Origin of the sequence: Lentzea sp. NBC_00516, assembly GCF_036346835.1 — a bacterium.
Lineage (GTDB): Bacteria > Actinomycetota > Actinomycetes > Mycobacteriales > Pseudonocardiaceae > Lentzea > Lentzea sokolovensis.
Genome location: NZ_CP107840.1, coordinates 9,474,812 through 9,501,014 on the forward strand (window position 1 = coordinate 9,474,812; position 26,203 = coordinate 9,501,014).

Genomic DNA, 26,203 nt, shown 5'->3' on the forward strand with positions numbered 1-26,203 from the left:
CGTCCGCCAGCGCATGGCACCGAAAGTCCTGGGCACCAACGAGTTGAACGAGAACGACATGCTGATGGAAGAACTGCCACCGGAGGCCACGCTCGACGGGCCTCCACCGAACGCGGACCACCTGCTCCAGCGCACGCTGGGCACAGTCCGCGAAGAGAGACATCAGGCCGTGCGCCGCCGAGGCCGCATCACGGCCCTGTCGTCGACCCTCGTGGTCGCTGGCGTGCTCGCTGGGGGCGTCTGGATGGGCCAGGGCCTGGGGGTGGGTGGCACCGCCGACGCGCTCTTGCAGGGGACCTCGTCGACGGGCGCGCACATGGCCGTGCGGGTCACCGACACCGAAGGTGGCCTGAAACTGGTCGCGACGGTCGACGGGATGCAGGACGGGGAAGCCTGCTGGCTGGTCGTGCACACGAAGGACGGACGAACCTTCACCGCCGGCTCGTGGAGGGCGCACGACGGTGAGGTGACCTTGGCCGGGTCCGCGATGGTGCGGGCAGGGGACGTGGCCGGGGTCAGCGTGGTGAACCACGATCGGCGGCCGCTGGTGACCGCCCAGTAGCGAAGACGCGCAGTAGTGAGGACGCGGAGCAGGAGCAGGACTCAGGTCGCGAAGACCTGCGAGTCGTCGGCGAACGCCTTCACCTCGATGGCGTTCCCCGACGGGTCGCGGAGGAACATGGTCCACTGCTCGCCGGGCTGCCCGGCGAACCGGCGGTAGGGCGCGATCGTGAACTCCGTGCCCGCTGCCTGCAGCTTGTCCGCGAGCAGCAGGAACGCCTCGACGGTGAGCAGCACCCCGAAATGCGGCACCGGCACGTCGTGGCCGTCGACGGCGTTGTGCGCGGCCTCGGGTCTCGGCCCCTGGACCAGGTGCGTCACGAACTGATGGCCGAAGAGGTTCCAGTCGATCCAGCTGTCGCTCGACCGGCCTTCCGGGCAGCCCAGCACGCCGCCGTAGAACGTGCGGGCCTCCCCCAGATCGGTGACGGGCACCGCGAGGTGGAAACGAGGGACGGTCTGGGTCACGTGGCGACTTCCTTCCGCTCGACCCACGAATTTGACCCTCCTGTTTCGGCGATGTCAACATTTGGACATGCCTCTCCCCGCTGTCCGGCCGGTCCTGCGCAAAGGTGTCGCGGGGGAGGCCGCGGACCGGATCAGAGACGCGATCCTGAGCGGTGAACTGGCCGCCGGCAGCGCGCTCAAGGAGGTCGACCTCGCGAGTCAGCTCGGTGTCAGCCGCGGTTCGGTGCGCGAAGGGCTCGTGCTGCTCGAAGGCGAGGGTCTCGTCGTGTCCGAGTGGCACCGCGGCACGTGGGTGCGCCCGCTGGACCCGGAGGACGTCGACGAGCTCTACACGCTGCGGACGGCGCTGGACGTCCTCGCGATGCGGACGGCGGCGGTCAAAGCCCGGAATTTCGACGCTCTCGACGCGGTTGTCGGAGCAATGGAACTTGCTCGGACGGACGCCGAACGGGTCGCGCTCGACATCGAGTTCCACGACGCCGTGTACGCGGCGACGGGCCACCGGCGACTGACGGAGGCCTGGCAGGCGATCCGCAGTCAGGTCCACCTGTTCCTGCTCGCGCGGATCGTCGGCGACCCCTCCTACCAGGGCAACGTCGTGCCGGAGCACGCCGGTCTGGTCGCGGTCCTGCGCTCCGGTGACGCCACGAAGGCAGGGTGTGCGGCGGAGGAACACCTGCGCGGTTCGTACGCGAAACTCGTGGAGCAGCGGTGACCGGTCCAGTTGAGACAGGCCACTTCGGTTTGCCCGAACGGGTTGGCAGGCTGTGACCGTGACCAGGAACAAACCGGCGACCCTCGCGGTCGCGGTGGTCGCGGTCCTCGTCGTCGCGGGCTCCGCGGTCCTGCTCAACGGCACGTCCAGCGGCGCGCCGTCCTCTGACCAGTACGTCAGCGAGCTCGACCAGGTGCTCACCGAACCGAAGACGCCGAACGTCGTCATCCGGTGCGGTGCGAACGAGGAACGTCACCTCAACGCCGACAACCCCGTTGTCTCACCAGGCATCCCGTTCGGCGCGCACCACACGCACGAGTACGTCGGCAACAGGTCGGCCGACGCCAAGTCGACCGACGACTCTCTCGCGGCCGCGTCCACGACGTGCGAGAAGGACGACCTCTCGACCTACTACTGGCCCGTGCTGCGCCTGACCGACGGCACCGGCCACGACGCGCACGCGGACGGCGGCGGCCTGCACGGCAACACCGGTGAGGTGCTCAGGCCGAAGAGCGTGGAGGTCCGGTACGACGGCAGCCCGGTGAGCGCCGTCCTGCCGATGCCGCGGTTCCTGCGCCTGATCACCGGCGATCCGTCGGCGTTCACCAACGACTACGGCCCGAACACGCGCGCCCGGTGGGGCTGCTCGGACCGGCCGGGCCGCTACACGACGAAATATCCGTTGTGCGGCAACGCGACCACCTTGCGGAGCTACGACTTCGGCAGCTGCTGGGACGGCAACAACACCGACAGCGCCTCGCACCGCACCCACGTGGTGTTCCCGCTGGCCGGCGGGATGTGCCCGGCCAAGACGTTCCCGATCCCGCGGCTGCACGTCACCGTGGGCTACGACATTCCACCAGGTCACCCGTTCGCCATCGACAGCTTCGAGGAGGAGCTGAGGGACCCGGCCACCGACCACGGCATGTACATCAACGTCATGCCGGACGCGCAGATGGCGGAGCTGGTCGGCCACCTCAACCGGTCCCGCTAACATCCGGCAATTCTATTTTCTGGTTCAAATCCGTTGAACCGAAGCTCTCTGTCGCTCGTGTGTCGGCTGAGGTCTTGAACAGGACGCCCGCAAGAGGTGTTCGCGGGCGGGGAGGAGTGGGTGGATGGCGGCTTTGTTCTCCCGCAAACGGGAGACCGCGGCCGACGAGGCACTGATCCGATCGCTCTACGAGGAGCACGGTCGGGCGCTGCTGGCGTACGCGACGCGGTTGACCGGCGATCGGGCGGCTGCCGAGGACGTGGTCCAGGAGACCCTGGTCCGAGCGTGGCGCCATCCCGACGCCCTCGTGAACGGCAAGGGATCGGTGCGCGGCTGGTTGCTGACGGTGGCGCGCAACATCGTCACCGACAGGGTGCGTGCGAAGGCAGCGCGCCCTCAGGAGGTGGCGGAGTCCCCGACGACGCCACCGATCGAGCGCGACCACGCTGACCAGGTCGTCGACTCGGTGGTGGTGCTCGAAGCGCTCGACAGGCTGTCCTCCGACCACCGCGACGTGCTGATGGAGATCTACTTCCGCGGCCGGAGCGTGACGGAGGCGGCGCAGGCGCTCGGGGTGCCACCGGGAACGGTGAAATCCAGATCGTATTACGCGTTGCGAGCCTTGAGGGAGACCTTCGGAGGTCAGAAGGTCGCACTGAAGGGGGTGGCCGGATGACCACGCAGCACGACCCGCAACTGCTCGGTGCTTACGTTCTTGGAGCACTGGACGAGCAGGAGGTGCGGGAGATGGACGAGCACCTGGCGTCCTGCCCTGAATGCGCGCGTGAACTCGGAGAGCTCCGCGACATGGAGGCCTTCCTCGGCGAGGTGCCGCCGGAGGCCATGCTGGACGGGCCGCCCGAGGGCGGCGATCTGTTGTTGCAGCGCACCTTGCGCCAGGTGCGTTCGGAACGAGGTGGCGTCGCACGGCGTCGTCAGTTCACGCTTGGTGCCGCGGCGGCCGTAGTGGCCGCGTTGGTGCTGGGCGCCGGAGTCTTCGTCGGTAAGGCCACTTCACCCGAAGTGAACTCGGCCCTTCCCACACCGACGGTGGCACCGGACCCGGCGGGCACCAGGCTCGCCACGTTCACGGACCCGGTGACGAAGGCGTCGATGACGGTGAAGGTCGTCCCCGCCGCCGGATGGGTCCGCACGAACATGGCGATCAACGGCATTCCCGAAGGCGAGAAGTGCCGGATCTTCGTTGTGTCGAAGGACGGCAGCCGCCAGGAGGCAGGCTCCTGGGTGGTGTCCAAGAAGGGCGCCGCCGAGGGCACGAACCTGGACGGTTCCGCGCTGGTCGACCCCAAGGACGTGCAGTCCGTGGTGGTCGAGAACTTCGCGGGCAAGAAGTACGTCGAGGTGCCGGTTCAGGCGTGACCGACGGACAATGGGGTCGTCCTCTTTGGACGGCCCCATTATCCTTTTCCGCATGTCCGGAATCTTCAACCTCGACTGGCCCGATTTCCCCGACCGCGACTACGAGACGTGGAACCCGTCCCGTGCCGCGATGCTGTGGGCCGTCGAGGTGTGCGCGGACCACGTGCGGGACGAGCGACTGGCCGTCTCGCTGCGGGAGATCGTGGCCGGCGAATACGGCTACTTCGGGCTGAGCTTCTACGACCAGGAGCAGGCCGCCGAGATCGTGCGGGTCATCCGCGCCGACCTCAAGGCAGCGACCGAGGCCGTGCAACCGATCGCCGAACCGCGGAACGCGATCATCCACGCCGTGGTCGACGAACTCATCGGCATGGCCGACCGCTGGGTCACGGCCTGAGCACCACTTTTCCGGCCGTGGCACGGGATTCCAGTGCCTCGTGCGCTTTCGGGGCGTCCTTCAGCGCGAACGCCGGGTTGACCAGCGGCACGAACCGGCCGCTCGCCAGCCCCGCCATCGACTCGTCCTCCAGCACTCGCAGCCCGCGCCGCATCAGGCCGGGCCCGAGCGCGACGGTCGCGGTGAGGCTGTTCGCGAACAACGCCTCCGTGCTGATCGGGGTCATGGTCCCGGACGCCCAGCCGTAGATGACGTGCCGCCCGCCCGGTCCGAGCGTCTTCAACGCCAGGGCGCCCGCCTCGCCGCCGACACCGTCCAGCACCACGGTCATGTCCTTGAGACCGTCCGCCCAGCCGGGCTGGGTGTAGTCGATGGCGGCGTCCGCGCCGTTGTCCATGACGAGGTCGAGCTTCTCGGTGCTCGCGAGGCCGATGACCTGCGCGCCGACGTTGCGCGCCTCCTGCACGAACAACGCGCCCATGCCGCCGGCCGCCGACGTCACCAGCACGACGTCGTCCTTCGTGAGCTTCGCCGAGTCGAGCACCGCGACCACCGTGCGACCGGTGCCGATCATGGCGACCGCCGCCTCGAACGACACGTCGTCGGGCAGCGCGTGCAGGGCGCTCACGCCGGCCACCGCGAGTTCGGCGTAGCCGCCGTTCGCCTGGCCCAGGTGCGCGACGACCCGGCGGCCGAGCCACTCCGGCTCGACGTCCTCGCCGAGAGCGGTGACGACACCGGCGACCTCACGTCCTGGCGTCATCGGGAAGCCGACGGGCCCGAAGCCGCCCTTGCGGATCGTGGTGTCGACGAGGTGGACGCCGGCGGCGGCCACGGTGACGCGGACCTGGCCCGCGGCGGGCTCCGGGTCGGGAACCTCCTCGAACCTGAGGTTCTCCGCCGGGCCGAACTCGTACTGCCGAATCGCGAACATGCCGCTGACGCTACGAACTCCACTTAACTGGAGGTCAACAGTCACTACGCTTCGGCGGGTGTCCTCCTACGTCTTCCTGAACAGGCCCGGCGAGGATCCCGCCTGGACGTTCAGCTGGAACGCCTCCACCGGGATGATCGACTGGGTGGCCGAGGTGCTCGAGCGCCTCGTTCCGAGCCCGGCGCTCGCCGCCCGGCTCACCGCGCACCGGGACCGCGGCCCTGACTGGCTCGCGTTCAACAACTTCGACGACGACGAGGTGCGCGAGCTGGTCCGGGTGATCGGGCAGCGGCTGGAGATCGAGGCGCGCAAGCGCTTCGAATTCGAGATGGACACGCGCGGTCACGTTCAGGAGCTCATCGACCTGACCCTGAGCTGGGCAGGCGGCCGCGGCTTCTGGGGAGGGTGGCGCAACCCGTTCCCGCTGTGGGTGCCCAGGGACTTCTCCGTGCTCTGGCATCACGTGGCGGACAGGAAGATCTGCTTCTGCTCGGAGCGAGGGCCGTCCGAGCCCACCGAGGTCCTGCTGATCTTCGAGGGCATCCGGGAGATGAAGGTCCCGCCGGTGCTGAGCCGGGTCGCCGTCGGCCTGGTCGACGGCGGCTACTCGCTGACCACGCCGGACTTCCGGGACGGGTACGTGCTGGCCGAGCAGTTCGAGTACCGCGAGAACGACGTCGCCGACTGGGGCGCGTTCGACCCGCTCCAGTACGAGAAGTACTTGATGAAGGGGTTCGTCCACCCCTTGTAGCCCTTTCGGGTGTTGATCTTCATCGGGTGGCCGGAACCGGGGAATGATCATGGTCGTGACGCTGGGACCGGAGTCGGTGACGTGGCGGCTCGGCTGGTACACCCGGTTCGAGCTGGTGGTGCTGGGCCGCGCCGTGCTGATGCAGGTCGCGCACCCGGTGATCGCCGCCGCGGTGCGCGACGGCTACCGCGCCGACCCGTTCGCCCGGCTGACGAGGACCATCACCTCGTCCCAGCTGCGGTTGTTCGGTGGCGAGCAGGCCGCGGGAGAGGCGGATCGGCTGGTGCGGTCGCACGCGTTGATCCCCGGCGCGGACGAGGAGCTGTTCCGCTGGGTGCACGCCACCAGCTTCGACTCGCTGCTCACGGCGTACCGGTTGCTGCGTCCCAGGATGCCCGCGATCCAAGAGGAGCGCCTGTACCGGGAGTGGCGGGAGACAGGCGAGACGCTCGGCATCAGGACGATGCCGGGCGATCTCACCGCGTTGCGCGCCTACCTCGACGACGTGGTCGCCACCCAGCTGGCGTGCACCGACGGGGTGCAGAGCCTGCTGGAGGCGTTCGAGCTGCGGTCCGGCAAGGCGCCGGGCACCGAACATCTGCCGAGCGCTCTCTGGCCGTTGGTGCGGCCGGTCGCGGCGCGAGTGCTGCCGGACTTCGCGGTCGGCACGCTGCCGGAGGCGTTGCGGGACAAGCTCGGTCTGGAGTGGACGGACCGCGACGAACGCAGGTTGCGCCGGTGGATCCGGATGATCCGGCTCGTGTCCGCGTTCGTCCCGGCCAGCCTGTTGCACTACCCGATGCCGTACCAAGCAATGCTCAGTGCGCGATCATCACGTGCTTGACGCGCGTGTAGTCCTCCAGGCCGTGCATCGACAGGTCCTTGCCGTAGCCCGAGGCACCGAAACCGCCGTGGGGCATCTCGGACGCGACGAGGCCGTGCGTGTTGACCCAGACGATGCCGAAGTCGAGCCGGGCAGTCAGTGCCGCCACCCGTCCGGTGTCGCGGGTCCAGATCGAGGACGCGAGCCCCTGCGGAACCCCGTTGGCCAAAGAGATCGCCTCGTCGTCATCCGCGAACGACTGCACGGTGATCAGCGGGGCGAACGCCTCCTCCTGGACCAGCTCGTCGTCCTGCGTGAGGCCGGAGACCACGGTGGGTTCCAGGAAGAACCCGGCCGAGCCGTACCGCTTTCCTCCACAGTGGACGGTGGCGGCGGAGCGGGACAGCAGGCCGAGCACCCGGTCCAGCTGGGCCTGGCTGTTCAACGGCCCGAAGTCGGTGCCGGGAACCTGGGCAGAAGCCGCCTTCACCAGCGCCGCGACGAACTCGTCGTGCACGGCCGAGTGCACCAGCACGCGTGACGCGGCCGTGCAGTCCTGGCCCGCGTTGTAGAACGCGGCGCCGACGATGCCCTCCGCGGCGGCGGCCACGTCCACGTCGTCGAACACCAGGACCGGCGCGTTGCCACCGAGTTCGAGGTGCGTGCGCTTCACCGTCGCGGCGGCACTGCGGGCCACCTCGACACCGGCGCGAGTCGAGCCGGTCAGCGACACCATGGCGGGCACGGGGTGTTCGACCAGCGACCGGCCGGTGTCGCGGTCGCCCAGCACGACGTTGAACACGCCCGCCGGCAGCACCTGCGCGGCCAGCGACGCGAGCAGCACGGCGGACGACGGCGTGGTGTCGGCGGGCTTGAGCACCACCGTGTTGCCCGCGGCCAGTGCGGGAGCGATCTTCCAGACGGCCATCATCAGCGGGTAGTTCCACGGCGTGATCTGCGCGATCACCCCGACCGCCTCACGCCGCTGGTACGAGGTGTGGCCAGGGACGTACTCGCCCGCCGCGGCCGTGCCCAGAGCGCGGGCGGCACCGGCGAAGAACCGGATCTGGTCCGCGCACTGCGGGATCTCCTCGTCCAGCAGCACCGAGCGGACCTTGCCGGTCTCCCGGACCTCCGCGTCGGCGACCGCCTCGGCGTTGGCTTCCAGGAGGTCGGCGAGCTTCAACAGTGCGTGCTGACGTTCGCTGGGCGTCGTGCGCGACCACGCGGGGAAGGCGTCTGCGGCGGCCTGGACGGCGGCGTCGACCTCGGCGGCACGCGACACGACCGCGCGCCCGAACTCCTCGCCGGTGGCGGGATCGATGAGCGGTGAGGTCTCTTCGGCAGCAGACCCCGTTGCGGAGATCTGGGTGCCGTTGACGAAGTTCGCGACGATCACGTGTGCTCCAGATGCGTGGGGGCGAACATGCGCAACACCGCGGGCAGCACGACCACGTGCGGGCCGTCCGCGGCGAACGCCTTGGCGAGATCCTCGCGCAGCGACTCGGGCGTGCTGCGGGTGGCGGGCACCCCGAACGCCTCGGCGAGCGCCACGAAGTCCGGGCGGCTCAGTTCGGTGGCGGTGGCCTGCCCGAACGCGTCGGTCATGTACTCGCGCAGGATGCCGTAGCCGCCGTCGTCGACGATCAGCCACACGACCCGCGACCCGTGCTGCGCGGCCGTGGCGAGCTCCGAGATCCCGTACATCGCGCCGCCGTCACCGGACACCGCGAGCACCGGCCCGTCGACGGCCGCCGCGACTCCGAGCGCGGCGGGGAAGCCGTAACCGAGCCCGCCGGCGCCCTGGGCGGAGAACTGCGCACCACCGCGCGGATCCCACGCCGACCAGGCCCAGTAGGCCAGGATCGTCATGTCCCAGCAGGTCGGCATGCCGTCCGGAACGGCCGCCCTCAGTGCAGCGAGAACCTGCCACTCCAGGTCGAGCTCCTGCCGCGTGAACCGTTGCCGCACGCCCGCGAGCAGCGCCATCACCCGTCCCTCGGCGACGTCGTCGGCAGCGCGGGCCGTCACGCCGGAAGTCAACGCGCGCAAGGCATGGCGGGCGTCGGCGTGGATGCCCAGGGCAGGGTAGTTCGACTCCAGCTTGCCGAGGTCGGCCTCGATCTGGATCACCGCGCCACGCGGCCGGAACGTCCGGTAGTTGCTCGACAGCTCACCGAGTCCCGACCCCACGACGAGCAGCACGTCCGCGTCGGCCAGGAACTCCGTGGTGTGCCAGTCCTCCAGCCACGACTGCGCGGAAAGCGGGTGCCCCCAGGGGAAGTTGCCCTTGCCACCGAACGTCGTCACGACCGGCGCCCGCAGCTTCTCCGCCAGCTCCAGCAGCTCGTCAGCGGCGCCAAGAGCACCACCACCGGCCAGGATCACCGGCCGGGCCGCGCCGTCCAGCAACCGCACGGCCTCCTCGACCAGCTCCGCACGCGGGTGCAGCTCGCGCGGCGACCAGGACACCGACGTCACCGGCGGCACGGAAACGGGGCCGAGCAGCACGTCCTGCGGGATCTCCACCCACACCGGCCCGAACGGCGCGGACAGCGCGATCTCCCACGCCTCGGCCAGCGCCGACGGGATCTGCGACGCGTGCCGGACGACCCGAGCGTGCTTGACCACGTCCCGGAACGACGCCAGCTGATCGGTCAGCTCGTGCAGGTACCCGCCGCGCACGCCACCGAGCCCGGCCGAGGGGATCTGCGACGAGATGCCCAGCACCGGAGCCGAGCCCGCGGCCGATTCCTGCAGCCCGGCAAGGGTTTGCAGCGCGCCGGGCCCGGTCGACACCAGCAGCGGCGTCACCGAGCCGGTGATCCGCGCGTGCCCGTCGGCGGCGAAGGCGGCGTTGACCTCGGTCCGCGAACCGACGTATCGCAGCTCCGATCGCCGCAGCGCGTCGAAGAGCCCGAGCGCGTGCTGGCCAGGAATGCCGAACACGGTGTGCGCGCCGAGCGCCTCCAGCGTCTCGACGACGACATCGCCACCGTTGCGAGTCACACGCCCTCCTTCAGTGCCAGCAAGCTCACCAGGTCGTAGGCCACCATGTGCGCTGTCTGCCACAGAAGTGATGACGATTGCGGGATGCTCACACGCCCTCCTTCAGTGCCAGCAAGCTCACGAGGTCATAGGCCAGGTGCGAGGCTGCCACAGAAGTGATGTCCGCGTGGTCGTAGGCAGGAGCCACCTCGACGACGTCCGCCCCCACCAGGTTGAGTCCCCGCAGTCCGCGCACGATCTCCAGCAGCTCCCGCGAGGTCATCCCGCCGGCTTCCGGAGTCCCTGTGCCGGGAGCGTGCGCCGGATCCAGCACGTCGATGTCGATCGACACGTACAGCGGCCGAGCACCGATCCGTTGCCGCAACGCGTCCACGGTCTCGTCCACGCCCCGCCGCATCACGTCCGACGACGTCACGATGCCGAACCCGAGCCGCCGGTCGTCCTCCAGATCCTTCTTGCCGTACAACGGTCCTCGCGTGCCGACGTGCGAGATCGCCTCGGTGTCGAGGATGCCGTCCTCAACCGCGCGCCGGAACGGCGTCCCGTGCGTGTACGGCTCACCGAAGTAGGTGTCCCACGTGTCGAGGTGCGCGTCGAAGTGCAGCAACGCCACCGGCCCGTGGATCCGCGACACGGCCCGCAGCAACGGCAGGGCGATCGTGTGGTCACCGCCGATGGTGACCAACCGGGTGCCCTCGGCCTGCAGATCGGTGGCGGCGCCCTCGATCGTCTCGATGGCCTCGCCGATGTGGAACGGGTTGACCGCGATGTCGCCGGCGTCCACGACCTGCATGCGTTCGAACGGCGACACGTCCAGACCGGGGTTGTACGGCCGCAATAGCCGGGACGCCTCCCGCACGGCCGAAGGCGCGAACCGCGCGCCCGGCCGGTACGAGACGCCGGTGTCGAACGGGACTCCCACCACCGCGACGTCCGCGTGCGCCACCTGGTCGAGGCGCGGCAGCCGGGCGAAGGTCGCTGGTCCCGCGTAGCGCGGGATCTTCGAGGAGTCGACGGGGCCGATCATGCGTTCACCAGTTCCTCTTCGGTCGCGTCACCGGCCACCCGGCGGTCCCAGTTCGCGAGCACCTCGGGTGAGGTGGGCGGGGTGGCCAGGCTGACCACGACGTACGTCACGAACGACGCGCCGAGGCTGTAATAGATGGCTTCGTTGGCGTACACGTCCACGAACACCATGAACCCGATCGCCGTCAGCGACCCGACCGCCATCGACACCATCGCGCCGAGCCGGGTGCCGCGCTTCCACACCAGACCGCCGATGATCGCGACCAGCAGTCCGCCGACGAGGATGTTGTAGGCGACTGTCAGCGCGGCCACGACGTCGTTGAGCGCCACCGCGACGGCGATCGCGACGACACCGATCACGAGCGTGAACATTCGGTTGTTGTGGACGTCCGAATCGGTCTTCCGCCGCCAGATGTCGTTGGACGCCACCGTGGCGCAGGCGATGAGGGCACCGGACGACGTGGACATCATCGCGGCCAGCGCCGCGGCGAGCACGAGTCCGCGCACACCGGTCGGCAGCAGGTTCTCCACGATTGTCGCGAACGCCTCGTCCTTGTTCGCGATGTCCGGGTACAGCGCCTTGCCCGCGAGACCGATCAACGCGCCCGCGACCGCGTAGACGAGGCAGTAGAGGCCGGAGGTGATGCCGCCCCAGGTCGCGACCTTCGGGGACTTGGCGGTGAACACGCGCTGCCAGATGTCCTGGCCGATCAGCAGGCCGAACACGTAGATCAGCAGGTAGGTGACGATCGTGCTGACGCCGATGTTGCCGACCTCGAACATCGCCGGGTCGTTGAGCCGCGCCTGGATGCCGTCGAACCCGCCGGCGGTGGCGAGGCTGATCGGCAGCAGCAGGAACAGGATGCCGACCGTCTTCACGACGAACTGGACGATGTCGGTCAGCGTGATCGACCACATGCCGCCGAGAACGCTGTACAGCACCACGATGCCGCCGCCGATGATCACGCCGAGGGACTTGGGCAGTCCGAAGAGGACGTTGAAGATGGTGGAGTAGGCGATCGTCGACGTGACGGTGAGCATCAGCGTGTAGGCCGCCATCACCAGGCCGGAGATCATGCTGGAGTTGCCGCCGTACCGAAGATCGAGCATCTGCGAGACGGTGTAGACCTTCAACTTGACGATCCGGCGCGCGAAGAGTGCGCTGAGCAGCAGGATGCCGAGGCCGATGGCGAACACCATCCAGGCGCCGGAGACGCCGAACTTGTAGCCGAGCCCGACACCACCGATGGTCGACGCGCCGCCGAGCACGACGGCCGACATGGTGCCGGAGTACATCGTGAAGCCGAGCCTGCGTCCGGCGACCAGGTACTCGCTCTTGCTGGTGGCGCGGCGCATGCCCCACCAGCCCATGCCGATCATGCCGAGCACGTAGGCGGCGATCACCGCGTAGTCGAGAGCCACTGTCGGACCTCCTTGGGTTGAAGGTCACGGTAGGAACGCGCGCTGGCGCTGGTAAGTGGTCGTTGTGCACAATCGGCGGACCATGGTTGTGCAAACCGTCCCGCTGCGGGATCTCGTGGCCCGAGTCGATCTCGGGCTGACCGTCCTGTGTGGAGCCGACGCGCTGGACCGGCCGATCCGCTGGGCGCACGTGTCCGAACTGGAGGACCCGACGCCCTACCTGGTGGGCGAGGAGCTGCTGCTCACGGCCGGCGTGCGGTTCCCGTCCGACGTGCCCTCCTACGTCGCCGGGCTGGTCGCGTCGGGCGTCTCCGCGATCGGGTTCGGTGTCGAGCCGGAGTTCCCGACGGTGCCGTCATCGCTGGTGGAAGCCTGTGCGGCGCAGGGGATGCCGCTGCTGGAGGTGCCGCCGTCGACGCCGTTCCTCGCGGTCTCGCAGGCACTCGGGGCGTTGCTCGCGGAGATCGCCTTGCGGGAGCAGCGGATGCTCGCGGACAGCCAGCACGCCCTGACCCGTGCCGCGACCCGCGTCCGTCCGGTCGAGTCGGTGCTGACCACGCTGGCCGTGGTGCTGAACTGCCGGGCCGATCTCGTGGATCCCGCGTTCGCGCCCGGCGACGTCGCTTCGCTCGTCGGGCGGGTCGCGTCGGGCAGGGGACCCCGTTCGGCCTCGACCCAGGTGGGTGAAGACCACGTCACGCTCGACCCGGTCGAGACCGCGGTGCTCGTGGTGCGCCGGCCGGCCCCGCTGTCGCCTGCCGAACGGGCCGTCGTCGCGGTCGCGCTGGCGTTGCTGGGACTGCTGCGCCGGGACCTGGAGAGCGAACGCGGCCAGATCGCCCGGCTCGCGGCCTCCGCATTGCTGCGGTCGCGGGTGTCCGGGGTGGAGAAGGTGCTGGGACCCGGCCCCTATCGGGTGGTGGCGGGGGAGTCGAAGGCGGACTACGACGTGCTGGCCCAGCGGTACGGACCGCTGGTGTCGAAAGAGGAGAGTGGCGGGTTCCTCGCGCTGCTGGCCGCGGGGACGGAGGTGTCGGGGCCGGTGGGGGTGTCACCGGTCGCCGATTCCCCCTCCGCTGACGGGGTCGCCTCCGTGCCCCGGTCCGAGCTGGACCGCGCGGCGGCCGAGGCCTTGACCCTGCTGGCCCGCGCCAAAGCCACCGGCGAACCCGCCTTTCCGGCGTCCGATCTGTCCTCTCTGGTGGACCCGGTGGCGGCACGCGAGTTCGCCCGCCGTGAGCTCGCGGGACTGCTCGGACGCCCCGAACTGATCGACACGCTGAGGGCCTGGCTCGGTCAGCACGGCAGCTGGGACCGGACCGCGGGGGTGCTCGGCGTGCACCGCAACAGCGTTCGGCACCGGATCTCCCACGTCGAACGGCTGCTCGGTCGTGATCTTGGAACGGCCGACGCGCGAGCCTCGCTCTGGCTCGCGCTGACGTGGCTCGATTAATTGCTTTGCGGCGGGTGCGCGTTCTCGGTCATCATTGTTCCATGATCCGAGCAGATGAATGGGCCGGAGCGCCCTCCAAGCTGTGACCTGCTAGTTCCTTTTCTTCTATTTCTGCGAGCATTTTTGTCTCAATGCTCGTTCCTGGCGTGTTCGTCTAGTGGTCAGGACGTCGGATTCTCAATCCGGAAACACGGGTTCGATCCCCGTACGCGCTACGTGGCCCGGTCTCAGTGGGGTGGACCGGGCCCTCCCGCAGAGGTGTCCATGTCAGACGGACCCAAAGAATCTTCGAAAACTTCGCCCGAATGGTCTAGGCGCCAGTTACGCTCTGCGAATGGCTGCGGTCCCCGCCTTCGCACGCTACGAGGTCGACGTACGTCGGCCGAACGCCGCGCGGATCCATGACTTCTATCTCGGCGGTGCGCACAACTACGCCGCCGACCGCGCGTTCGCCAAGCAGGCAGTCAGGATCGACCCGGAGTTGCCGCTCGTGACCCGAGCGCAGCGGTCGTTCCTGCGCCACGCCGTCCGCCACTGCTGGGCGGCGGGCGTGCGCCAGTTCCTCGACCTCGGCTCGGGCATACCGACGTGCGGTGCCACGCACCAGACGCTGCCCGACGCGCGCGTGGTCTACGTGGACTCCGATCCGGTCACGGTCGCGTTCTCACGTGGACTGTTGCGCGGCGAACCGCGGGCGTGCGCCGTGGAAGCGGACCTGCGCCGTCCCGATCAGGTGCTGCGGCATCCGGGCGTGCTGTCGCATTTCGACCTGCGCGAGCCGTACGCGGTGCTGATGGTCGACGTTCTTCGGTACGTCGACGACGTCACCGGGCCTGGCCGTGTCGTGCGCCGCTATCGGCACGCGCTCCCGGCCGGCGGGTTCCTCGTGGTGTCGCATCCGACGCCGGTCGAGCAGCTCATGGAAGGGCTGTCGATCGAGGCGCCGGCCGTGGTGCCGGGCGCGTACGCGGGAATCGGGCGCAAGGGACACCGCTGAAGCCGAACGTTTGGTCCCTGTGAGGTCGGGGTAGTCCGCCAGGCAACAAGACACGGAGCCTGGAGGGCGAAATGACCCACCGCATCAAGGTCGCCGGTCTGCAGCCGGTGCAGCTGCTGGCCGGACTGGCCGGCATCGCGTTCATCGTGTTCGGCATCGTGGGTTTCACTCGCACAGGGGTCGGCGACTGGGCTGCCAGCTCGTTCGTGCTCGGGTTCTCGGTGAACCCGTTGCACAACACGGTGATGGTGGCCGTCGGTGTGCTCGGCCTGCTGATGGCTCTCGGTTCGGGTCTCTCGCGGCTGTACGGCTGGCTGCTGTTCGCCGGCTTCGCCGCGCTCTTCGTGTGGGACCTGATGATCACCGGGATCCTCGCCCAGAACCCGGCCGAGCAGTACGGCAACCCGCTGGCGGTCAACACGAACGACAACTGGTTGCACCTCGGCCTCGCCGTCTTCGGCCTGCTGCTCGCGGTGATGCCCGCGCGCCGCAAGCTCGTCGAGGACCTCGACGAGGAGCCGGTCGTGCCCGAGCCGCGCTCGGAGGCGTTCCGCGACGAGCGGGACGGCTCGCCGCGCGTCGAGCAGATGGACCCGACCGTCAGCACCGGACCGACCGCGCCCATCACCGAGCCGCTTCCGACCGGTTCGGCCCGCGCCGCCCGCAACGAGCCGATCACCCAGGAGCAGGCGGTGGTCGACCCCAAGACCGAGCGGGTGAGCAAGGACAAGATCAAGCACTAGTTCATCGAGCACTACATCCGGACGAACCTGCTGTCCGGCACAGACGCGTCGTGCGAGCCCACATACGGCTCACACGGCGCGTCTGTTTCTATGTCGCGATGCCTTCCGAGTTGCTGACGCACGAAGTGCTGATCACGTGGGGAACCGCGCTGGCCGCCTTCCTGGCCGTTGCCGTGCACGGGATCTGGCGGTTGACCCGCAACGTCATCACCATCGCCCACGAGGGCGGACACGCGTTGCTGGCCGTGCTGACCGGGCGGCGACTGAGTGGGATCAAGCTGCACTCCGACACGTCCGGGCTCACCGTGTCGCGGGGGAAGCCGCGTGGGCCGGGGATGGTGCTGACGGCGCTGGCCGGGTACATCGCACCGTCGCTGCTCGGGTTCGGCGCGGCTGTGTTGATCACCAACGAGCAGATTCAGTTGATGTTGTGGATCAGCATCGGGTTTCTCGCGGCCATGTTGATCATGATCCGGAACGTGTTCGGGGTGTTGTCGATCATCGTTACCGGTGGGGTGTTCTTCTTCGTCTCGTTCTACGCGTCTGTTGAGGTCCGGGACGCTGCTGCTTATGTGTTCGCCTGGTTCTTGTTGCTGGGCGGGGTTCGGCCGGTGTGGGAGTTGCAGGTCAAGCGGTGGAGGAGGCAGGCGCCTCGGTCCGATGCCGATCAGTTGGCCTGGTTGACCGGGGTGCCCGCGCTGGGATGGGTGACGGTGTTCGGGGTGGTCAGCGCGGCCGCCCTCGTGGGTGGCGGGGCGTTGTTGCTCGGGCGGTGGTGACGCGGCCCTCGGCGGGCGCTGTCACAACCGGTTTGGCGCGGGTGAAATACTTGTGTGAACAAGCCGGTTGTCGAGAGGTGGGTTCAGTGCTGCGTGGGGATGTCGGGCTTGAGCTGGGCCAGCGGGTCGCGCGGGCGTTGCGCGTCGCCCTGGACGTGGACATCACCGCCGAGGAAGCGCTGATCCGACCGTCCAACCGGGACGGTGCCGACTATCAGTGCAACGTCGCGATGAGTCTTGCCAAGAAGATCGGGAAGAACCCGCGTGAGGTTGCCGCGCTGATCGTCGAGCACCTGGACGCGCAGGATGCGATCGAGACGCCGGAGATCGCCGGGCCTGGCTTCATCAACCTGAAGTTGCGGCGGGAGTGGCTCGAGGCTCAGGCCGCGAGCCTGGTGGGGGACTCGCGGCTCGGTGTGCCGGAGACCGACGAGCCTCGGCGGATCGCCATCGACTACAGCAGTCCCAACGTGGCCAAGGAGATGCACGTCGGGCATCTGCGGTCGACGATCATCGGGGACGCGTTCTGCCGGCTGCTGACGTTCGCCGGGCACGAGGTCATCCCGCACAACCATCTTGGTGACTGGGGGACTCCGTTCGGGATGCTCATCGAGCACCTGACGGACGAGGGGCAGGGGGCTGAGCACGAGATCAGCGACCTCAACGCGTTCTACCAGCAGGCCCGGCAGAAGTTCGACAGCGATCCCGGGTTCGCGGACCGGGCGCGGCGTCGGGTGGTGTTGCTGCAGGGGGGCGACGAGGCGACGCTCAAGTTGTGGCACGAGCTGGTCGGGGAGTCGCAGCGGCACTTCAACCAGATCTACGAGCTGCTCGGCATCGGGCTGTCGGCAGGCGACAACTACGGCGAGAGCTTCTACAACCCCTACCTCGCGGACACGATCACCGAGCTGCAGCAGAAGGGTCTCATCGAGACCAGCGACGGCGCGCTCTGCGTGTTCCCGCCGGGGTTCAGCAACCGCGAGGGTGACCGGTTGCCGCTCATCGTGCGCAAGAGCGATGGTGGGTACGGGTACGCCACCACGGACTTCGCGACGGTGCGGTACTGGGTGCGGGACCGGAAGGTCGACGAGCTCATTTATGTGGTGGGGACGCCGCAGTCGCAGCACTTCCAGATGATCTTCGCCACGTCGAAGCAGGCCGGGTGGCTCGACGACGCGCACACCGCCGTGCACACCGGGTTCGGCACGATCCTCGGGGCCGATGGCAAGACGATCCGGACTCGGGCCGGCGGCACGATCAAGCTGATCGACCTGCTCACCGAGGCCGTCGAGAACGCGTACAAGGTGATGCCCGAAACGTCCGATGTGGAGGGTGCGGACAAGGACGCGCTCGCCCGCACGATCGGCCTGGGCGCGGTGAAGTACGCGGACCTCTCCAACGACCGGGAGAAGGACTACGTCTTCACCTGGGAGAAGATGCTCGCCCACACCGGCGACACCTCGGTCTACATCCAGTACGCGATCGCCCGGATCAACGCGATCGGACGCATGGTCGGGCGCGTCCCAGCAGATGACGCGCCGCTCATCCTTCAGGAGCAGGCCGAACGTGACCTGGCGTTGAAGCTGCTGCAGCTGCCTACTGCGATTCAGGCGGCCATCGACGAGCTCGCGCCGCACAAGCTCACGAACTACCTCTTCGAGACGGCCACGGCGTTCACCGCGTTCTACAGCAGCGCTTCGGTTTCGAAGGCGGAGACGCAGGAGTTGCAGGACTCGCGGCTGCAGTTGCTCGCGCTGACGTCGCGGGTGCTCACGCTGGGGCTGTCCCTGCTGGGTATTGGGGCACCCGAAAGGCTGTAACAGGTTTATGCCTGGTCAGACCACGGGTACGCAGTGATCGCAACTCTTTCCCCCCAGCCCACCGGGAGTCGCGATGACCTGCACCACCCGTTTGCCCAAGCCGGTCACCGAAGTGTGGGACTGGCAGATGGACGGTCTGTGCCGTGGGCAGAACAGCGCGGTCTTCTTCCACCCGGACAACGAGCGCGGGTACGCGCGGGCTGCCCGGGAGGAGAAGGCCAAGGCGATCTGCGAGCAGTGCCCGGTGCTCGCGCAATGCCGCGCCCACGCGCTCGAGGCTCAGGAGCCGTACGGCGTGTGGGGCGGCATGGGGGAGGACGAACGGCGCCAGATCGTCGTCGCGGCCCGGCGCCGTGTCCGTGCCTACTCCTCGAGCACGTCCCTGAGCTGACGCAACGTCTTCGCGAGCAGACGCGAGACGTGCATCTGGGAGATCCCGACCTTCTGCGCGATCTGGGTCTGGGTCATGTTGCCGAAGAAGCGCATGACCACGATCTTGCGTTCGCGCTCGGGCAGCTTCTCCAGCAACGGGTGCAGCGCCTCGCGTTGTTCGATCATCGCGATCTCGGGATCTTCCTCGCCGATCGTGCTGCCCAGCGAGATCGACGAGTCCTCCGACATCAGCATGTCGTCCAAAGACGCGCTCTGGTAAGCGTTTCCGGCCGCGAGTCCTTCGTGGATCTCCTCGCGTGACAGGCCAAGGTGCTCGGCGAGCTCCGACGGCGTGGGCGCGCGGCCCAGCGACTGCGACAGCCTCGACGTACCCGCGTTGATCGCCAGGTGCAGCTCCTTGAGCCGCCTCGGCATCCGCACCGACCAGCTGGAGTCGCGGAAGTACTTCCGGACCTCACCCATGATCGTCGGCACCGCGAACGACAGGAAGTCGCTGCCGCGGTCGGGATCGAAGCGGTCGACCGCGTTGATCAGGCCCACCGTCGCGACCTGGACCAGGTCCTCGTGCGGTTCGCCGCGGTGACCGAATCTGCGTGCGATGTGCTGGGCGACCGGGAGGTGTTCGGTGACGAGCCTGTCCCGCAACGTCTCGCGCGCCGGGCCCGCGGGTGTGACCGCGAGCTCGGCGAACAACGGTGCCAGGTGGTCGTAGTCACCCGAGCGGGAGGACTTGGCCTCCGGCTTGGTCTCCTCCGTCTTGGTGGCCTCTTCCGCCCCGGTCACGCATCCACCGCCCCTGCCGTGGACTTCACGAGGTCGATGTGAACCACGAACCCTTCGGTCTCCTCGACCGCGGTCTGCACCGAGTCGACGAGCGCGGTCAGGACCCGCCAGCCGAAGCTGGCCTCGTCCGGGCCCGCCGCGGACTTCGCCGACACCTTCGCGGCGACGTGCACGGCACCTCTGTCGTCCACCGCGAAGTGGCAGCTGAGCACCGCGTCCTGGGCCGCCAGCGTGATCAAAGTCGAGCACGTCTCGTCCACGGCGAGCTTCAGGTCCTCGATCGAGTCGAGGTCGAAGTCCTGGCGCATCGCGATGTCCGCCGCGACCGCACGCACGATGGACAGCTGCGTGGGATCCGCGGCCATCCGAAGCTCGACGCCTGACAATTGAGTCACAGCCACCTCGTAGTCCGTTCTGCTGAAGGCGGGCACGTCATCGCCGTACCCGAATCGATCTCATTTCACACGTGTATTCGCGTCGTGGCCTGGGAAATCACCTGGCAGAAGCAATCAACGGGAGGGGCGCTGTGCTTGTGCACGAGGACTTCCTTGCCCTCAGATTCCCGGCAGACGCGCACGAGGTGGCGCCTGTACGGCACCAACTTCGCCAATGGCTGCAGGGCAGCGGCTTCGGCGAGGACGAGGCGAGCGACCTCGTTCTCGCGGTCAGTGAAGCGGTCAACAACTCCGTGGAACACGCCTACCCCGGCCTGGCGGACGGCACCATCGAGGTGCGTGCCCGCGTCGACGCGGACGGCACGGCGCGCGTCGACGTTGCCGACCACGGCCAGTGGCGCATACCGCCTCCCGCGCTGACCACGCGGGGCCGGGGACTTCTGCTCATGCGGGAAAGCGTGGACGAGGTCGAGATAGATCGCAGGGCGAGCGGCACGACCGTGCGCCTGCGTCGAGCTCGTTCGCCCGCACTGCCCGTGGCCCGGGCCGCGACTGAATGCGACGTCCAGGTCCACGAGACCTCCTCCGGCGTAGTAGCGGTGGTGCGCGGAAACGTGCCGGCCGAGGCAGGCCCGTCGCTGCGCCGCACGCTGACCACGGCGGCACGCGGCGGCACCGTGCCGCTGACCGTCGACCTGAGCGGGCTCGGCGTCGAGAAGAGCGGAGTGGAACAGGCCCTTCGCGCGGTCGCCGAGGCGCTCGGAGCGGCGGGCAACCGGCTCACCGTCCGCAGCACCGGCTGAGCGGACGGGTTACCCCAGGGCCGAGTCGACGGAGTCGTGCAGGCTGAAGACCTCGCCCAGTCCGGTGGCCTCCAAGGGGCGCGTCACCGCTCGTGCGGTCGCCACCACTTTGAGAGCGGCGTTCTCTCGCTGGGCCAGGCGGGCGGCCTCGACGAGCACCGCCAGACCGGCGGAGCCGAGGAACGTCACGCCAGTCATGTCCACCACGAAGGTGCCGCCGTCGCCGATGCCGTTGACCAGGGCGTCGCGCAGCGTGGGCGCGGACACCATGTCGACCTCGCCGGACACGGCGAGGACCGTGGCACCGGGCGCCGGCTGCCTCACCGACAGCGCGATGGTCTGCTCCGCACGCGGGTCCTGCACAGTCACCGATGTACTCCCTCTCGCGATACAGAAACAAGGGGAGCCGCCAATGCAGCGGCTCCTGTGCGGCTGCTGGCTCAACCGCTGCGGACACCACCGTACGGGAGTGACCGCTCGACAGGACAGATCGACCTAGCCATACCCAGACAATGGTCGGTTCAAACGCGCAGTGCCTCCCAAAGTCGTCGCGCCACGTCGAACGCGGCGGCCGGCGGTTCGACCGCCTCCTCCGCGCTGTCCTCCAGCGTCCCGCCCACGACCAGCACCAACGCGGTGGCCACGTCCCGCAGCTTCACGTTGGCGCGCTGGCTCGCCCGCACCAGCAGTTCGAACGCCTCGCCGGGCGCGCTCGGCCGCGCCCCCATCACCAGACCTTTCGCCTGCTCGATGTAGCGGCGGTGCTGGACCATCCGCACCATCTGGTCGGCGCGCATCACCTCGCCCGCGCAGAACTCGACCACCGCCGCCGCGGTCGCGATGAGCGGTTCGATCTCCTCGATGGCCTTCAGATCCGCGACCTGGGGCGCGTGCGAGAGGTACACCGTGAGCACCACCGGCCCGCTGTCCCCCCAGCTGCCCGGCACCGCGACGACGTGCATGCCGCCGACCTCGCCGGACACCTGCCGTTCGTCGCGCGAGGCCTCGACGAGCGGTCCCGCGCCGCTGGTCAGCTGCTCGGCGTCCAGTTCCACGGCGACCCCGTGGGCCCTGATCAACTTGCCGTCCGGCCACACGCTCAGGCCCGCGCCCTCGCAGCCGTCCAGCTGCGAGCACAGGTGGTCCATCACTCGCGAAATGAGTTCCGCACCGAATTTCACCTGGTTCACGCGCTGAGATTAGGCCCGGCCGATGAACTGGACGAGCCGTGCGGTCATCGTCGTACGACGAACGGTTGCGCAGGCAAGGACCCGGTCTTCCGTTCCGCTTCGGGCCCGAACAGCTCGGCGCGCGGTTCGATCCAGTTAACGCTTAGGACCCAAACAGGACACGTGTTCTGAACCACAGTCCGACAGAATTCGTTTCCAGGGATAACGCCGGAGCCCCGGTGCGCGACATCCCTGATGTCACGGAGGGACTGAAATGAGAACCGCCATGGAAACCCAGCCGATGCAGGACGCGGACTGCGATTCCGCTCTGCCGACCACGCCGTGCAGCGTGGTGTGGAGCCGGGGTCACGCCTACGTGCTCGAGGGTTTCCGCGCTCGCTGGGTGGGCCGCGACGACCGGGGCCGCCCGCACGCCATCACCGGTGCCGAGATGCAGCGCCGAGGATGGACGTTCACCCGGACAGCCTGAGATTTACCTGCTGGAAACGAACACAGTGAGATCGCACATCGGGCACCACCCGCAACCAGTCGCACCGCGTGCCGTGACGCCATCCGGCAGCCCTTGCGCAGTCACTCGTTTAGAGTGCGGGTGTGCGTGATCCGGCTGATCGCCTGCTGACGATTCCGAACCTGCTCAGCGTGTTGCGGCTGGCCGGTGTTCCGCTCTTCCTCTACCTGTTGCTGGGACCCCGCGAAGACGGCTGGGCGATCCTCGTCCTCGTCTTCGCGGGCTTCTCCGACTGGCTGGACGGCAAGCTCGCGCGCTGGCTCAACCAGATGAGCAACCTCGGCGCGCTGCTCGATCCCGCCGCCGACCGCCTCTACGTGTTCTGCACGCTGCTGGCGTTCGTGATCAGGGACATCGTGCCGCTCTGGGTCGCCCTCGTGCTCGTGGGGCGAGAGATCGTCGTCGGCATCTGCCTGCTGATCCTGCGGCAACGGGGCTGGGGCCCGTTCGAGGTGACGTACCTGGGCAAGGCCGCCACCTTCAACCTGCTGTACGCCTTCCCCCTGCTGCTGCTCGCGCAGGGCGACTCGGCGTGGGCGCAGGCAGCCCAGCCGCTCGCCTACGCGTTCACGGTGTGGGGCGGTGCCCTCTACCTGTGGTCGGCGCTGCTGTACGTCTACCAGTTCTTCCTGGCCCTGCGGGGTACACCTCGCACGGTCGCGTGAAAAGATCACCCCATACAGGTTCAGCACGAGGAGCGCAGTCAGTTGATTCCCGAGGAGCTTCGTTACACCGAGGAGCACGAGTGGATCGCCACCCGCGGCGAGAACACAGTGCGCGTCGGCATCACCGACTACGCCCAGGAACAGCTCGGTGACGTCGTCTTCGTCCAGCTGCCCGAGGTCGGCCACACCGTGGCGGCCGGCGACACGTTCGGCGAGGTCGAGTCCACCAAGAGCGTGTCCGACCTCTACTCGCCGCTCGACGGCGAGGTCGTCGCCATCAACGACGCGTTGGTCCAGACGCCGGACTCCGTCAACACCGATCCGTACGGCGAGGGCTGGATGGTCGAGATCAGGCTGAACGACCCCGAGGCGCTGGAAGGCCTGCTGGACGCGGACGCTTACAAGGCGTTGGTGGAGAAGGAGTGACGTCGATCTTTCGCCGGATCTTCGGCCGGAAGGGGAGCCGCGCTGAAGGCGGTGACCCCAACGCGATAGGTTTTACCGGAAGTGACGGATCCAGCAGCAGGAGGAGAGCTCAGGTGAGCACGAACGACGGCCCAGGCGTTCCGCCGGAGCAGTCCCCGGAGCGGACCTCCGTCTTCCGGGCGGACTTCCTCCAGGAGATGGAAGGCACCCCCGCCCCGGAGCCGGCTGTTGCCGGTGTTGACGCCCTTCCCGCCGGTTCCGCGCTGCTCGTGGTGAAGCGCGGCCCGAACGCCGGTTCCCGGTTCTTGCTGGACCGTGACACGACGAGTGCGGGGCGCCACCCCGACAGCGACATCTTCCTGGACGACGTGACGGTCTCGCGCCGCCACGCCGAGTTCCGCCGGGAAAGCGGTGAGTTCGTCGTCATCGACGTGGGCAGCCTCAACGGCACCTACGTCAACCGTGAGCCGGTCGACCAGGCCGTCCTCGCGAACGGCGACGAGGTTCAGATCGGCAAGTTCCGCCTCGTCTTCCTGACGGGTCCTGGCTCCGCGGGAGCCTGACGCGTGACGGCCGGGCGGCCACAACGCGGGGGCTTGAGCATCGGGGCTGTGCTCGCACAGCTTCGTCCCGAGTTCCCCGACGTCACCATCTCCAAGATCCGCTTCCTGGAAGCGGAGGGGCTGGTCCGCCCGGCACGCACCGCCTCCGGCTACCGCCAGTTCGCCGTGGCGGACGTCGAGAGGTTGCGGTTCGTGCTGTCCGCACAACGGGACAGGTACCTGCCGCTCAAAGTGATCCGCGAGCAGCTCGACTCCGTCCCCGAGGACGCCACGTCGCTGTCGCGGTTCGATCTGCTGTCCCAGACCGGTTTCACCGCCGAGCAGCTGTCCCAGCTCGAACGCGACGGTCTGCTGCGCCCCGGCCCCGGCGGCCGGTTCACCACCGAGGACATCACCGCGCTCCGCACGATCCGGACGATGACCGGGCTCGGCGTCGAGCGCGAGCACCTGCGCGCGGTCCGCGCGGCAGCGGACCACGAGGTGGTCGTGCTGAAATCTTTCTCAGATCCCGAGACGGTTCGGGAATTGGCTGACCTGTTCACCTCGTTGCACACGTTGTTGGTGAGAGCGGGCTTGCGGCAGTCCTGATCTACCGGACAGGGGTGCAGTGTTGATCACTATCTGCCCGCAACGATTGAGCACACGGCCCGCTTGGCGGGTAGCGTCGGACATGTACGCCGGGGGATGCTCGGGTGTGAACCGGGTCGTCCTCGAACGAACAGAGGGAGGCGAGGCCCGATGAGCGAAATGCGCGTCGTCGGCGTGCGGGTGGAGCTGCCCCAGAACCAGCCGATCCTTCTTCTGCGTGAAACCGAGGGCGAGCGGTACCTGCCGATCTGGATCGGCTCCGTCGAGGCCACGGCGATCGCGTTGGAGCAGCAGGGCGTTCGTCCTGCCCGTCCGCTCACCCACGACCTCCTCAAGGACGTCATCGGGGCGCTCGGGCGCAACCTCGAACAGGTCCGGATCACCGACCTGCAGGAGGGCACCTTCTTCGCCGAGCTCGTGTTCGACGGTGACGTGCGGGTGTCCGCGCGGCCGTCCGACTCGGTGGCTCTGGCGTTGCGGGTCGGCGTGCCGATCCACGCGGAGGAGTCCGTGCTGGCCGAGGCGGGCCTCATCATCCCGGACGAGCAGGAGGACGAGGTGGAGAAGTTCCGCGAGTTCCTCGACTCCGTCTCTCCTGAAGACTTCCGCGGAGCGGACACATAGGCACAGCAGAGGTGCCGACACCTGAGTTTTCCGGGTGTCGCACTCCGTCTTGTATGGGCCGTGAGTCAGTTCGTTTGGATGTCCCTCGAACGGACTACTTACGGTCGTTTTATTCGCTAAACGATCACTAAACGTCACCTGAACGTCCCAGTTCGGGTGACGGTATGACTCTCCACTTGAGGTTGAGGGTCGCAACTCCCCGCGCGTCGCGTTGACCAGCCCTCGGACCGGTCTTACCGTCGAACTCGAGTGGATGTCGCTGGTTCGCGTGAGCTGACGTAGCGGCTTGACGGTCATGAGTTTCGTGGCCGTTCCGAGGGGAGGCAGGCGTGGTCGAGGAAGCGCCCTTGCGGGCCGAATCCGGGCTGCAGGGTGAACTGTTCCCGGACTCCTCGCTGCCGGACGAGCTCGTCGGTTACCGAGGACCCGCGGCATGTCAGATCGCGGGGATCACGTACCGGCAGCTCGACTACTGGGCAAGGACCGGGCTGGTCGCGCCGACGATAAGGATGGCGCACGGCTCCGGGAGTCAGAGGCTGTACTCCTTCAAGGACATCCTGGTGCTCAAGGTCGTGAAGCGGCTGCTGGACACCGGTGTCTCCTTGCAGAACATCAGGGTCGCTGTCGATCACCTGCGGCGCCGCGGCGTGCAGGACCTGGCGCGCATCACGCTGTTCTCCGACGGCACCACCGTCTACGAGTGCACCTCGCCGGAAGAGGTCGTCGATCTGCTGCAGGGCGGTCAGGGCGTGTTCGGCATCGCGGTCAGCGGTGCGATGCGCGAGATCTCCGGCACGATCCACGAGTTCCCGGCCGAACGCGCGGACGGCGTCGAGATCGCTCCGATGACCGAGGACGAGCTGACCCGCCGGCGTCGCGAGCGCGCCACCGGCTGACCGGCCCCGACTGATCGGCACTGTGATCGATCAGCACTGTGAACGTGGCCGACTGGCGCCGTGGGATGGCCGGTCGGCAGCAGCGATCAGACCCTGC

General features: G+C 68.4%; 32 protein-coding genes and 1 tRNA gene. 23 read left to right on the forward strand and 10 right to left on the reverse strand.

Features of this window, described 5'->3' with window-relative positions; translation table 11 throughout:
* Positions 1–13: 13 nt before the first annotated feature.
* Positions 14–562 carry an anti-sigma factor gene (locus tag OG205_RS44130; protein WP_330273690.1) on the forward strand — a complete coding sequence of 183 codons (549 nt, stop codon included), beginning with the start codon at positions 14–16 and terminating at the stop codon, positions 560–562.
* 41 nt (positions 563–603) lie between these two features.
* Here the strand turns inward: OG205_RS44130 and OG205_RS44135 are convergent, their stop codons facing one another.
* Positions 604–1,029 carry a VOC family protein gene (locus OG205_RS44135; RefSeq protein ID WP_330273691.1) on the reverse strand — a complete coding sequence of 142 codons (426 nt, stop codon included), beginning with the start codon at positions 1,027–1,029 and terminating at the stop codon, positions 604–606.
* Positions 1,030–1,096: 67 nt separating this feature from the next.
* On the opposite strand from OG205_RS44135, the gene OG205_RS44140 reads away from it, so the two are divergent.
* The 5 genes from OG205_RS44140 to OG205_RS44160 all read left to right on the forward strand — a co-directional run bounded on the left by OG205_RS44140 (position 1,097) and on the right by OG205_RS44160 (position 4,515).
* Positions 1,097–1,744, forward strand: a complete 648-nt coding sequence (locus tag OG205_RS44140) for a GntR family transcriptional regulator (RefSeq protein ID WP_330273692.1) — start codon at positions 1,097–1,099, stop codon at positions 1,742–1,744.
* 58 nt (positions 1,745–1,802) lie between these two features.
* On the forward strand, positions 1,803–2,738 hold the full coding sequence (locus OG205_RS44145) for a DUF1996 domain-containing protein (RefSeq protein ID WP_330273693.1): 936 nt from the start codon (positions 1,803–1,805) through the stop codon (positions 2,736–2,738).
* A 124-nt stretch (positions 2,739–2,862) separates the two neighbouring features.
* Positions 2,863–3,414, forward strand: coding sequence for a sigma-70 family RNA polymerase sigma factor (locus OG205_RS44150; RefSeq protein WP_319978795.1), 552 nt, complete (start codon positions 2,863–2,865; stop codon positions 3,412–3,414).
* Complete coding sequence (locus OG205_RS44155) at positions 3,411–4,118, forward strand: anti-sigma factor family protein (RefSeq protein WP_319978796.1); 708 nt, start codon at positions 3,411–3,413, stop codon at positions 4,116–4,118. The genes OG205_RS44150 and OG205_RS44155 overlap by 4 nt, the downstream gene beginning before the upstream one ends.
* A gap of 52 nt (positions 4,119–4,170) precedes the next feature.
* Complete coding sequence (locus OG205_RS44160) at positions 4,171–4,515, forward strand: hypothetical protein (RefSeq protein WP_330273694.1); 345 nt, start codon at positions 4,171–4,173, stop codon at positions 4,513–4,515.
* On the opposite strand, the gene OG205_RS44165 is transcribed toward OG205_RS44160, so the two are convergent.
* The gene (locus OG205_RS44165; RefSeq protein ID WP_330273695.1) at positions 4,505–5,449 is read right to left on the reverse strand and encodes a zinc-binding dehydrogenase; all 945 of its coding nucleotides are present in this window, start codon (positions 5,447–5,449) and stop codon (positions 4,505–4,507) included. The genes OG205_RS44160 and OG205_RS44165 overlap by 11 nt on opposite strands.
* 58 nt (positions 5,450–5,507) lie before the next feature.
* Between OG205_RS44165 and OG205_RS44170 the strand changes: the two genes are divergently transcribed.
* Positions 5,508–6,200, forward strand: a complete 693-nt coding sequence (locus OG205_RS44170) for a hypothetical protein (protein ID WP_330273696.1) — start codon at positions 5,508–5,510, stop codon at positions 6,198–6,200.
* Between the two features lie 49 nt (positions 6,201–6,249).
* Positions 6,250–7,044, forward strand: a complete 795-nt coding sequence (locus tag OG205_RS44175; RefSeq protein WP_330273697.1) for an oxygenase MpaB family protein — start codon at positions 6,250–6,252, stop codon at positions 7,042–7,044.
* Here OG205_RS44175 and OG205_RS44180 read toward each other — a convergent pair.
* The 4 genes from OG205_RS44180 to OG205_RS44195 all read right to left on the reverse strand — a co-directional run bounded on the left by OG205_RS44180 (position 7,019) and on the right by OG205_RS44195 (position 12,480).
* The gene (locus OG205_RS44180; protein ID WP_442916868.1) at positions 7,019–8,419 is read right to left on the reverse strand and encodes an aminobutyraldehyde dehydrogenase; all 1,401 of its coding nucleotides are present in this window, start codon (positions 8,417–8,419) and stop codon (positions 7,019–7,021) included. The two genes, OG205_RS44175 and OG205_RS44180, sit on opposite strands and share 26 nt — an antisense overlap.
* Entirely contained in the window at positions 8,419–10,032 is a 1,614-nt protein-coding gene (locus OG205_RS44185) for a thiamine pyrophosphate-binding protein (protein ID WP_330273698.1), read from the reverse strand. The genes OG205_RS44180 and OG205_RS44185 overlap by 1 nt, the downstream gene beginning before the upstream one ends.
* An 88-nt stretch (positions 10,033–10,120) precedes the next feature.
* Entirely contained in the window at positions 10,121–11,059 is a 939-nt protein-coding gene (gene speB / locus OG205_RS44190) for an agmatinase (protein ID WP_330273699.1), read from the reverse strand.
* The gene (locus OG205_RS44195; RefSeq protein WP_330273700.1) at positions 11,056–12,480 is read right to left on the reverse strand and encodes a sodium:solute symporter; all 1,425 of its coding nucleotides are present in this window, start codon (positions 12,478–12,480) and stop codon (positions 11,056–11,058) included. Before OG205_RS44195 ends, speB begins: the two co-directional genes overlap by 4 nt.
* 82 nt (positions 12,481–12,562) lie before the next feature.
* On the opposite strand from OG205_RS44195, the gene OG205_RS44200 reads away from it, so the two are divergent.
* The 7 genes from OG205_RS44200 to OG205_RS44230 all read left to right on the forward strand — a co-directional run bounded on the left by OG205_RS44200 (position 12,563) and on the right by OG205_RS44230 (position 18,663).
* Positions 12,563–13,933, forward strand: a complete 1,371-nt coding sequence (locus tag OG205_RS44200; RefSeq protein ID WP_330273701.1) for a PucR family transcriptional regulator — start codon at positions 12,563–12,565, stop codon at positions 13,931–13,933.
* A 143-nt stretch (positions 13,934–14,076) separates the two neighbouring features.
* A tRNA-Glu gene (locus OG205_RS44205) sits at positions 14,077–14,148 on the forward strand.
* 119 nt (positions 14,149–14,267) lie between these two features.
* Positions 14,268–14,930 (forward strand): SAM-dependent methyltransferase, encoded by a 663-nt coding sequence (locus OG205_RS44210; RefSeq protein ID WP_330273702.1) that lies wholly within the window; start codon positions 14,268–14,270, stop codon positions 14,928–14,930.
* 71 nt (positions 14,931–15,001) lie between these two features.
* On the forward strand, positions 15,002–15,673 hold the full coding sequence (locus OG205_RS44215; protein ID WP_330273703.1) for a DUF4383 domain-containing protein: 672 nt from the start codon (positions 15,002–15,004) through the stop codon (positions 15,671–15,673).
* A gap of 98 nt (positions 15,674–15,771) precedes the next feature.
* Positions 15,772–16,452 carry a M50 family metallopeptidase gene (locus OG205_RS44220; RefSeq protein WP_330273704.1) on the forward strand — a complete coding sequence of 227 codons (681 nt, stop codon included), beginning with the start codon at positions 15,772–15,774 and terminating at the stop codon, positions 16,450–16,452.
* An 86-nt stretch (positions 16,453–16,538) separates the two neighbouring features.
* A complete protein-coding gene (gene argS / locus OG205_RS44225) occupies positions 16,539–18,272 on the forward strand; it encodes an arginine--tRNA ligase (protein ID WP_330273705.1) in 1,734 nt (577 codons plus the stop codon).
* A gap of 73 nt (positions 18,273–18,345) precedes the next feature.
* Positions 18,346–18,663, forward strand: a complete 318-nt coding sequence (locus OG205_RS44230; protein ID WP_319978808.1) for a WhiB family transcriptional regulator — start codon at positions 18,346–18,348, stop codon at positions 18,661–18,663.
* Here OG205_RS44230 and OG205_RS44235 read toward each other — a convergent pair.
* Positions 18,636–19,448 (reverse strand): SigB/SigF/SigG family RNA polymerase sigma factor, encoded by an 813-nt coding sequence (locus OG205_RS44235; RefSeq protein ID WP_330273706.1) that lies wholly within the window; start codon positions 19,446–19,448, stop codon positions 18,636–18,638. The genes OG205_RS44230 and OG205_RS44235 overlap by 28 nt on opposite strands.
* Entirely contained in the window at positions 19,445–19,843 is a 399-nt protein-coding gene (locus tag OG205_RS44240; protein WP_330273707.1) for an ATP-binding protein, read from the reverse strand. The genes OG205_RS44235 and OG205_RS44240 overlap by 4 nt, the downstream gene beginning before the upstream one ends.
* A gap of 131 nt (positions 19,844–19,974) precedes the next feature.
* Here OG205_RS44240 and OG205_RS44245 point away from each other — a divergent pair, with 131 nt between their 5' ends.
* Entirely contained in the window at positions 19,975–20,646 is a 672-nt protein-coding gene (locus tag OG205_RS44245) for an ATP-binding protein (protein WP_330273708.1), read from the forward strand.
* A 9-nt stretch (positions 20,647–20,655) separates the two neighbouring features.
* Here OG205_RS44245 and OG205_RS44250 read toward each other — a convergent pair whose 3' ends face one another.
* Positions 20,656–21,015 (reverse strand): STAS domain-containing protein, encoded by a 360-nt coding sequence (locus OG205_RS44250; RefSeq protein ID WP_245822551.1) that lies wholly within the window; start codon positions 21,013–21,015, stop codon positions 20,656–20,658.
* Positions 21,016–21,167: 152 nt separating this feature from the next.
* Positions 21,168–21,836 (reverse strand): ANTAR domain-containing protein, encoded by a 669-nt coding sequence (locus OG205_RS44255; protein ID WP_330273709.1) that lies wholly within the window; start codon positions 21,834–21,836, stop codon positions 21,168–21,170.
* A 253-nt stretch (positions 21,837–22,089) separates the two neighbouring features.
* On the opposite strand from OG205_RS44255, the gene OG205_RS44260 reads away from it, so the two are divergent.
* The 7 genes from OG205_RS44260 (at position 22,090) to OG205_RS44290 (ending at position 26,106) form a co-directional block, all read left to right on the forward strand.
* Positions 22,090–22,305 (forward strand): hypothetical protein, encoded by a 216-nt coding sequence (locus OG205_RS44260; protein ID WP_245822549.1) that lies wholly within the window; start codon positions 22,090–22,092, stop codon positions 22,303–22,305.
* Positions 22,306–22,427: 122 nt separating this feature from the next.
* Positions 22,428–23,009, forward strand: coding sequence for a CDP-alcohol phosphatidyltransferase family protein (locus OG205_RS44265; protein ID WP_330273710.1), 582 nt, complete (start codon positions 22,428–22,430; stop codon positions 23,007–23,009).
* Between the two features lie 42 nt (positions 23,010–23,051).
* The gene (gene gcvH / locus OG205_RS44270) at positions 23,052–23,435 is read left to right on the forward strand and encodes a glycine cleavage system protein GcvH (RefSeq protein ID WP_330273711.1); all 384 of its coding nucleotides are present in this window, start codon (positions 23,052–23,054) and stop codon (positions 23,433–23,435) included.
* Between the two features lie 113 nt (positions 23,436–23,548).
* The gene (garA, locus tag OG205_RS44275) at positions 23,549–23,998 is read left to right on the forward strand and encodes a glycogen accumulation regulator GarA (protein WP_093604716.1); all 450 of its coding nucleotides are present in this window, start codon (positions 23,549–23,551) and stop codon (positions 23,996–23,998) included.
* Between the two features lie 33 nt (positions 23,999–24,031).
* Entirely contained in the window at positions 24,032–24,586 is a 555-nt protein-coding gene (locus OG205_RS44280; protein ID WP_330273712.1) for a MerR family transcriptional regulator, read from the forward strand.
* 150 nt (positions 24,587–24,736) lie between these two features.
* Positions 24,737–25,210, forward strand: a complete 474-nt coding sequence (locus OG205_RS44285; protein ID WP_030468959.1) for a bifunctional nuclease family protein — start codon at positions 24,737–24,739, stop codon at positions 25,208–25,210.
* Positions 25,211–25,539: 329 nt separating this feature from the next.
* Positions 25,540–26,106 (forward strand): MerR family transcriptional regulator, encoded by a 567-nt coding sequence (locus tag OG205_RS44290; protein WP_030476305.1) that lies wholly within the window; start codon positions 25,540–25,542, stop codon positions 26,104–26,106.
* Positions 26,107–26,203 lie beyond the last annotated feature (97 nt).

Bases quoted from the DNA above. Each gene is read 5' to 3' on its own strand.
- OG205_RS44130 (WP_330273690.1), top strand. From the start codon at position 14: ATGGCACCGAAAGTCCTGGGCACCAACGAGTTGAACGAGAACGACATG.
- OG205_RS44140 (WP_330273692.1), top strand. From the start codon at position 1,097: ATGCCTCTCCCCGCTGTCCGGCCGGTCCTGCGCAAAGGTGTCGCGGGG.
- OG205_RS44150 (WP_319978795.1), top strand. From the start codon at position 2,863: ATGGCGGCTTTGTTCTCCCGCAAACGGGAGACCGCGGCCGACGAGGCA.
- OG205_RS44155 (WP_319978796.1), top strand. From the start codon at position 3,411: ATGACCACGCAGCACGACCCGCAACTGCTCGGTGCTTACGTTCTTGGA.
- OG205_RS44160 (WP_330273694.1), top strand. From the start codon at position 4,171: ATGTCCGGAATCTTCAACCTCGACTGGCCCGATTTCCCCGACCGCGAC.
- OG205_RS44165 (WP_330273695.1), bottom strand. From the start codon at position 5,449: ATGTTCGCGATTCGGCAGTACGAGTTCGGCCCGGCGGAGAACCTCAGG.
- OG205_RS44175 (WP_330273697.1), top strand. From the start codon at position 6,250: ATGGTCGTGACGCTGGGACCGGAGTCGGTGACGTGGCGGCTCGGCTGG.
- speB (WP_330273699.1), bottom strand. From the start codon at position 11,059: ATGATCGGCCCCGTCGACTCCTCGAAGATCCCGCGCTACGCGGGACCA.
- OG205_RS44200 (WP_330273701.1), top strand. From the start codon at position 12,563: ATGGTTGTGCAAACCGTCCCGCTGCGGGATCTCGTGGCCCGAGTCGAT.
- OG205_RS44210 (WP_330273702.1), top strand. From the start codon at position 14,268: ATGGCTGCGGTCCCCGCCTTCGCACGCTACGAGGTCGACGTACGTCGG.
- OG205_RS44215 (WP_330273703.1), top strand. From the start codon at position 15,002: ATGACCCACCGCATCAAGGTCGCCGGTCTGCAGCCGGTGCAGCTGCTG.
- OG205_RS44220 (WP_330273704.1), top strand. From the start codon at position 15,772: ATGCCTTCCGAGTTGCTGACGCACGAAGTGCTGATCACGTGGGGAACC.
- OG205_RS44230 (WP_319978808.1), top strand. From the start codon at position 18,346: ATGACCTGCACCACCCGTTTGCCCAAGCCGGTCACCGAAGTGTGGGAC.
- OG205_RS44260 (WP_245822549.1), top strand. From the start codon at position 22,090: ATGAGAACCGCCATGGAAACCCAGCCGATGCAGGACGCGGACTGCGAT.
- OG205_RS44285 (WP_030468959.1), top strand. From the start codon at position 24,737: ATGAGCGAAATGCGCGTCGTCGGCGTGCGGGTGGAGCTGCCCCAGAAC.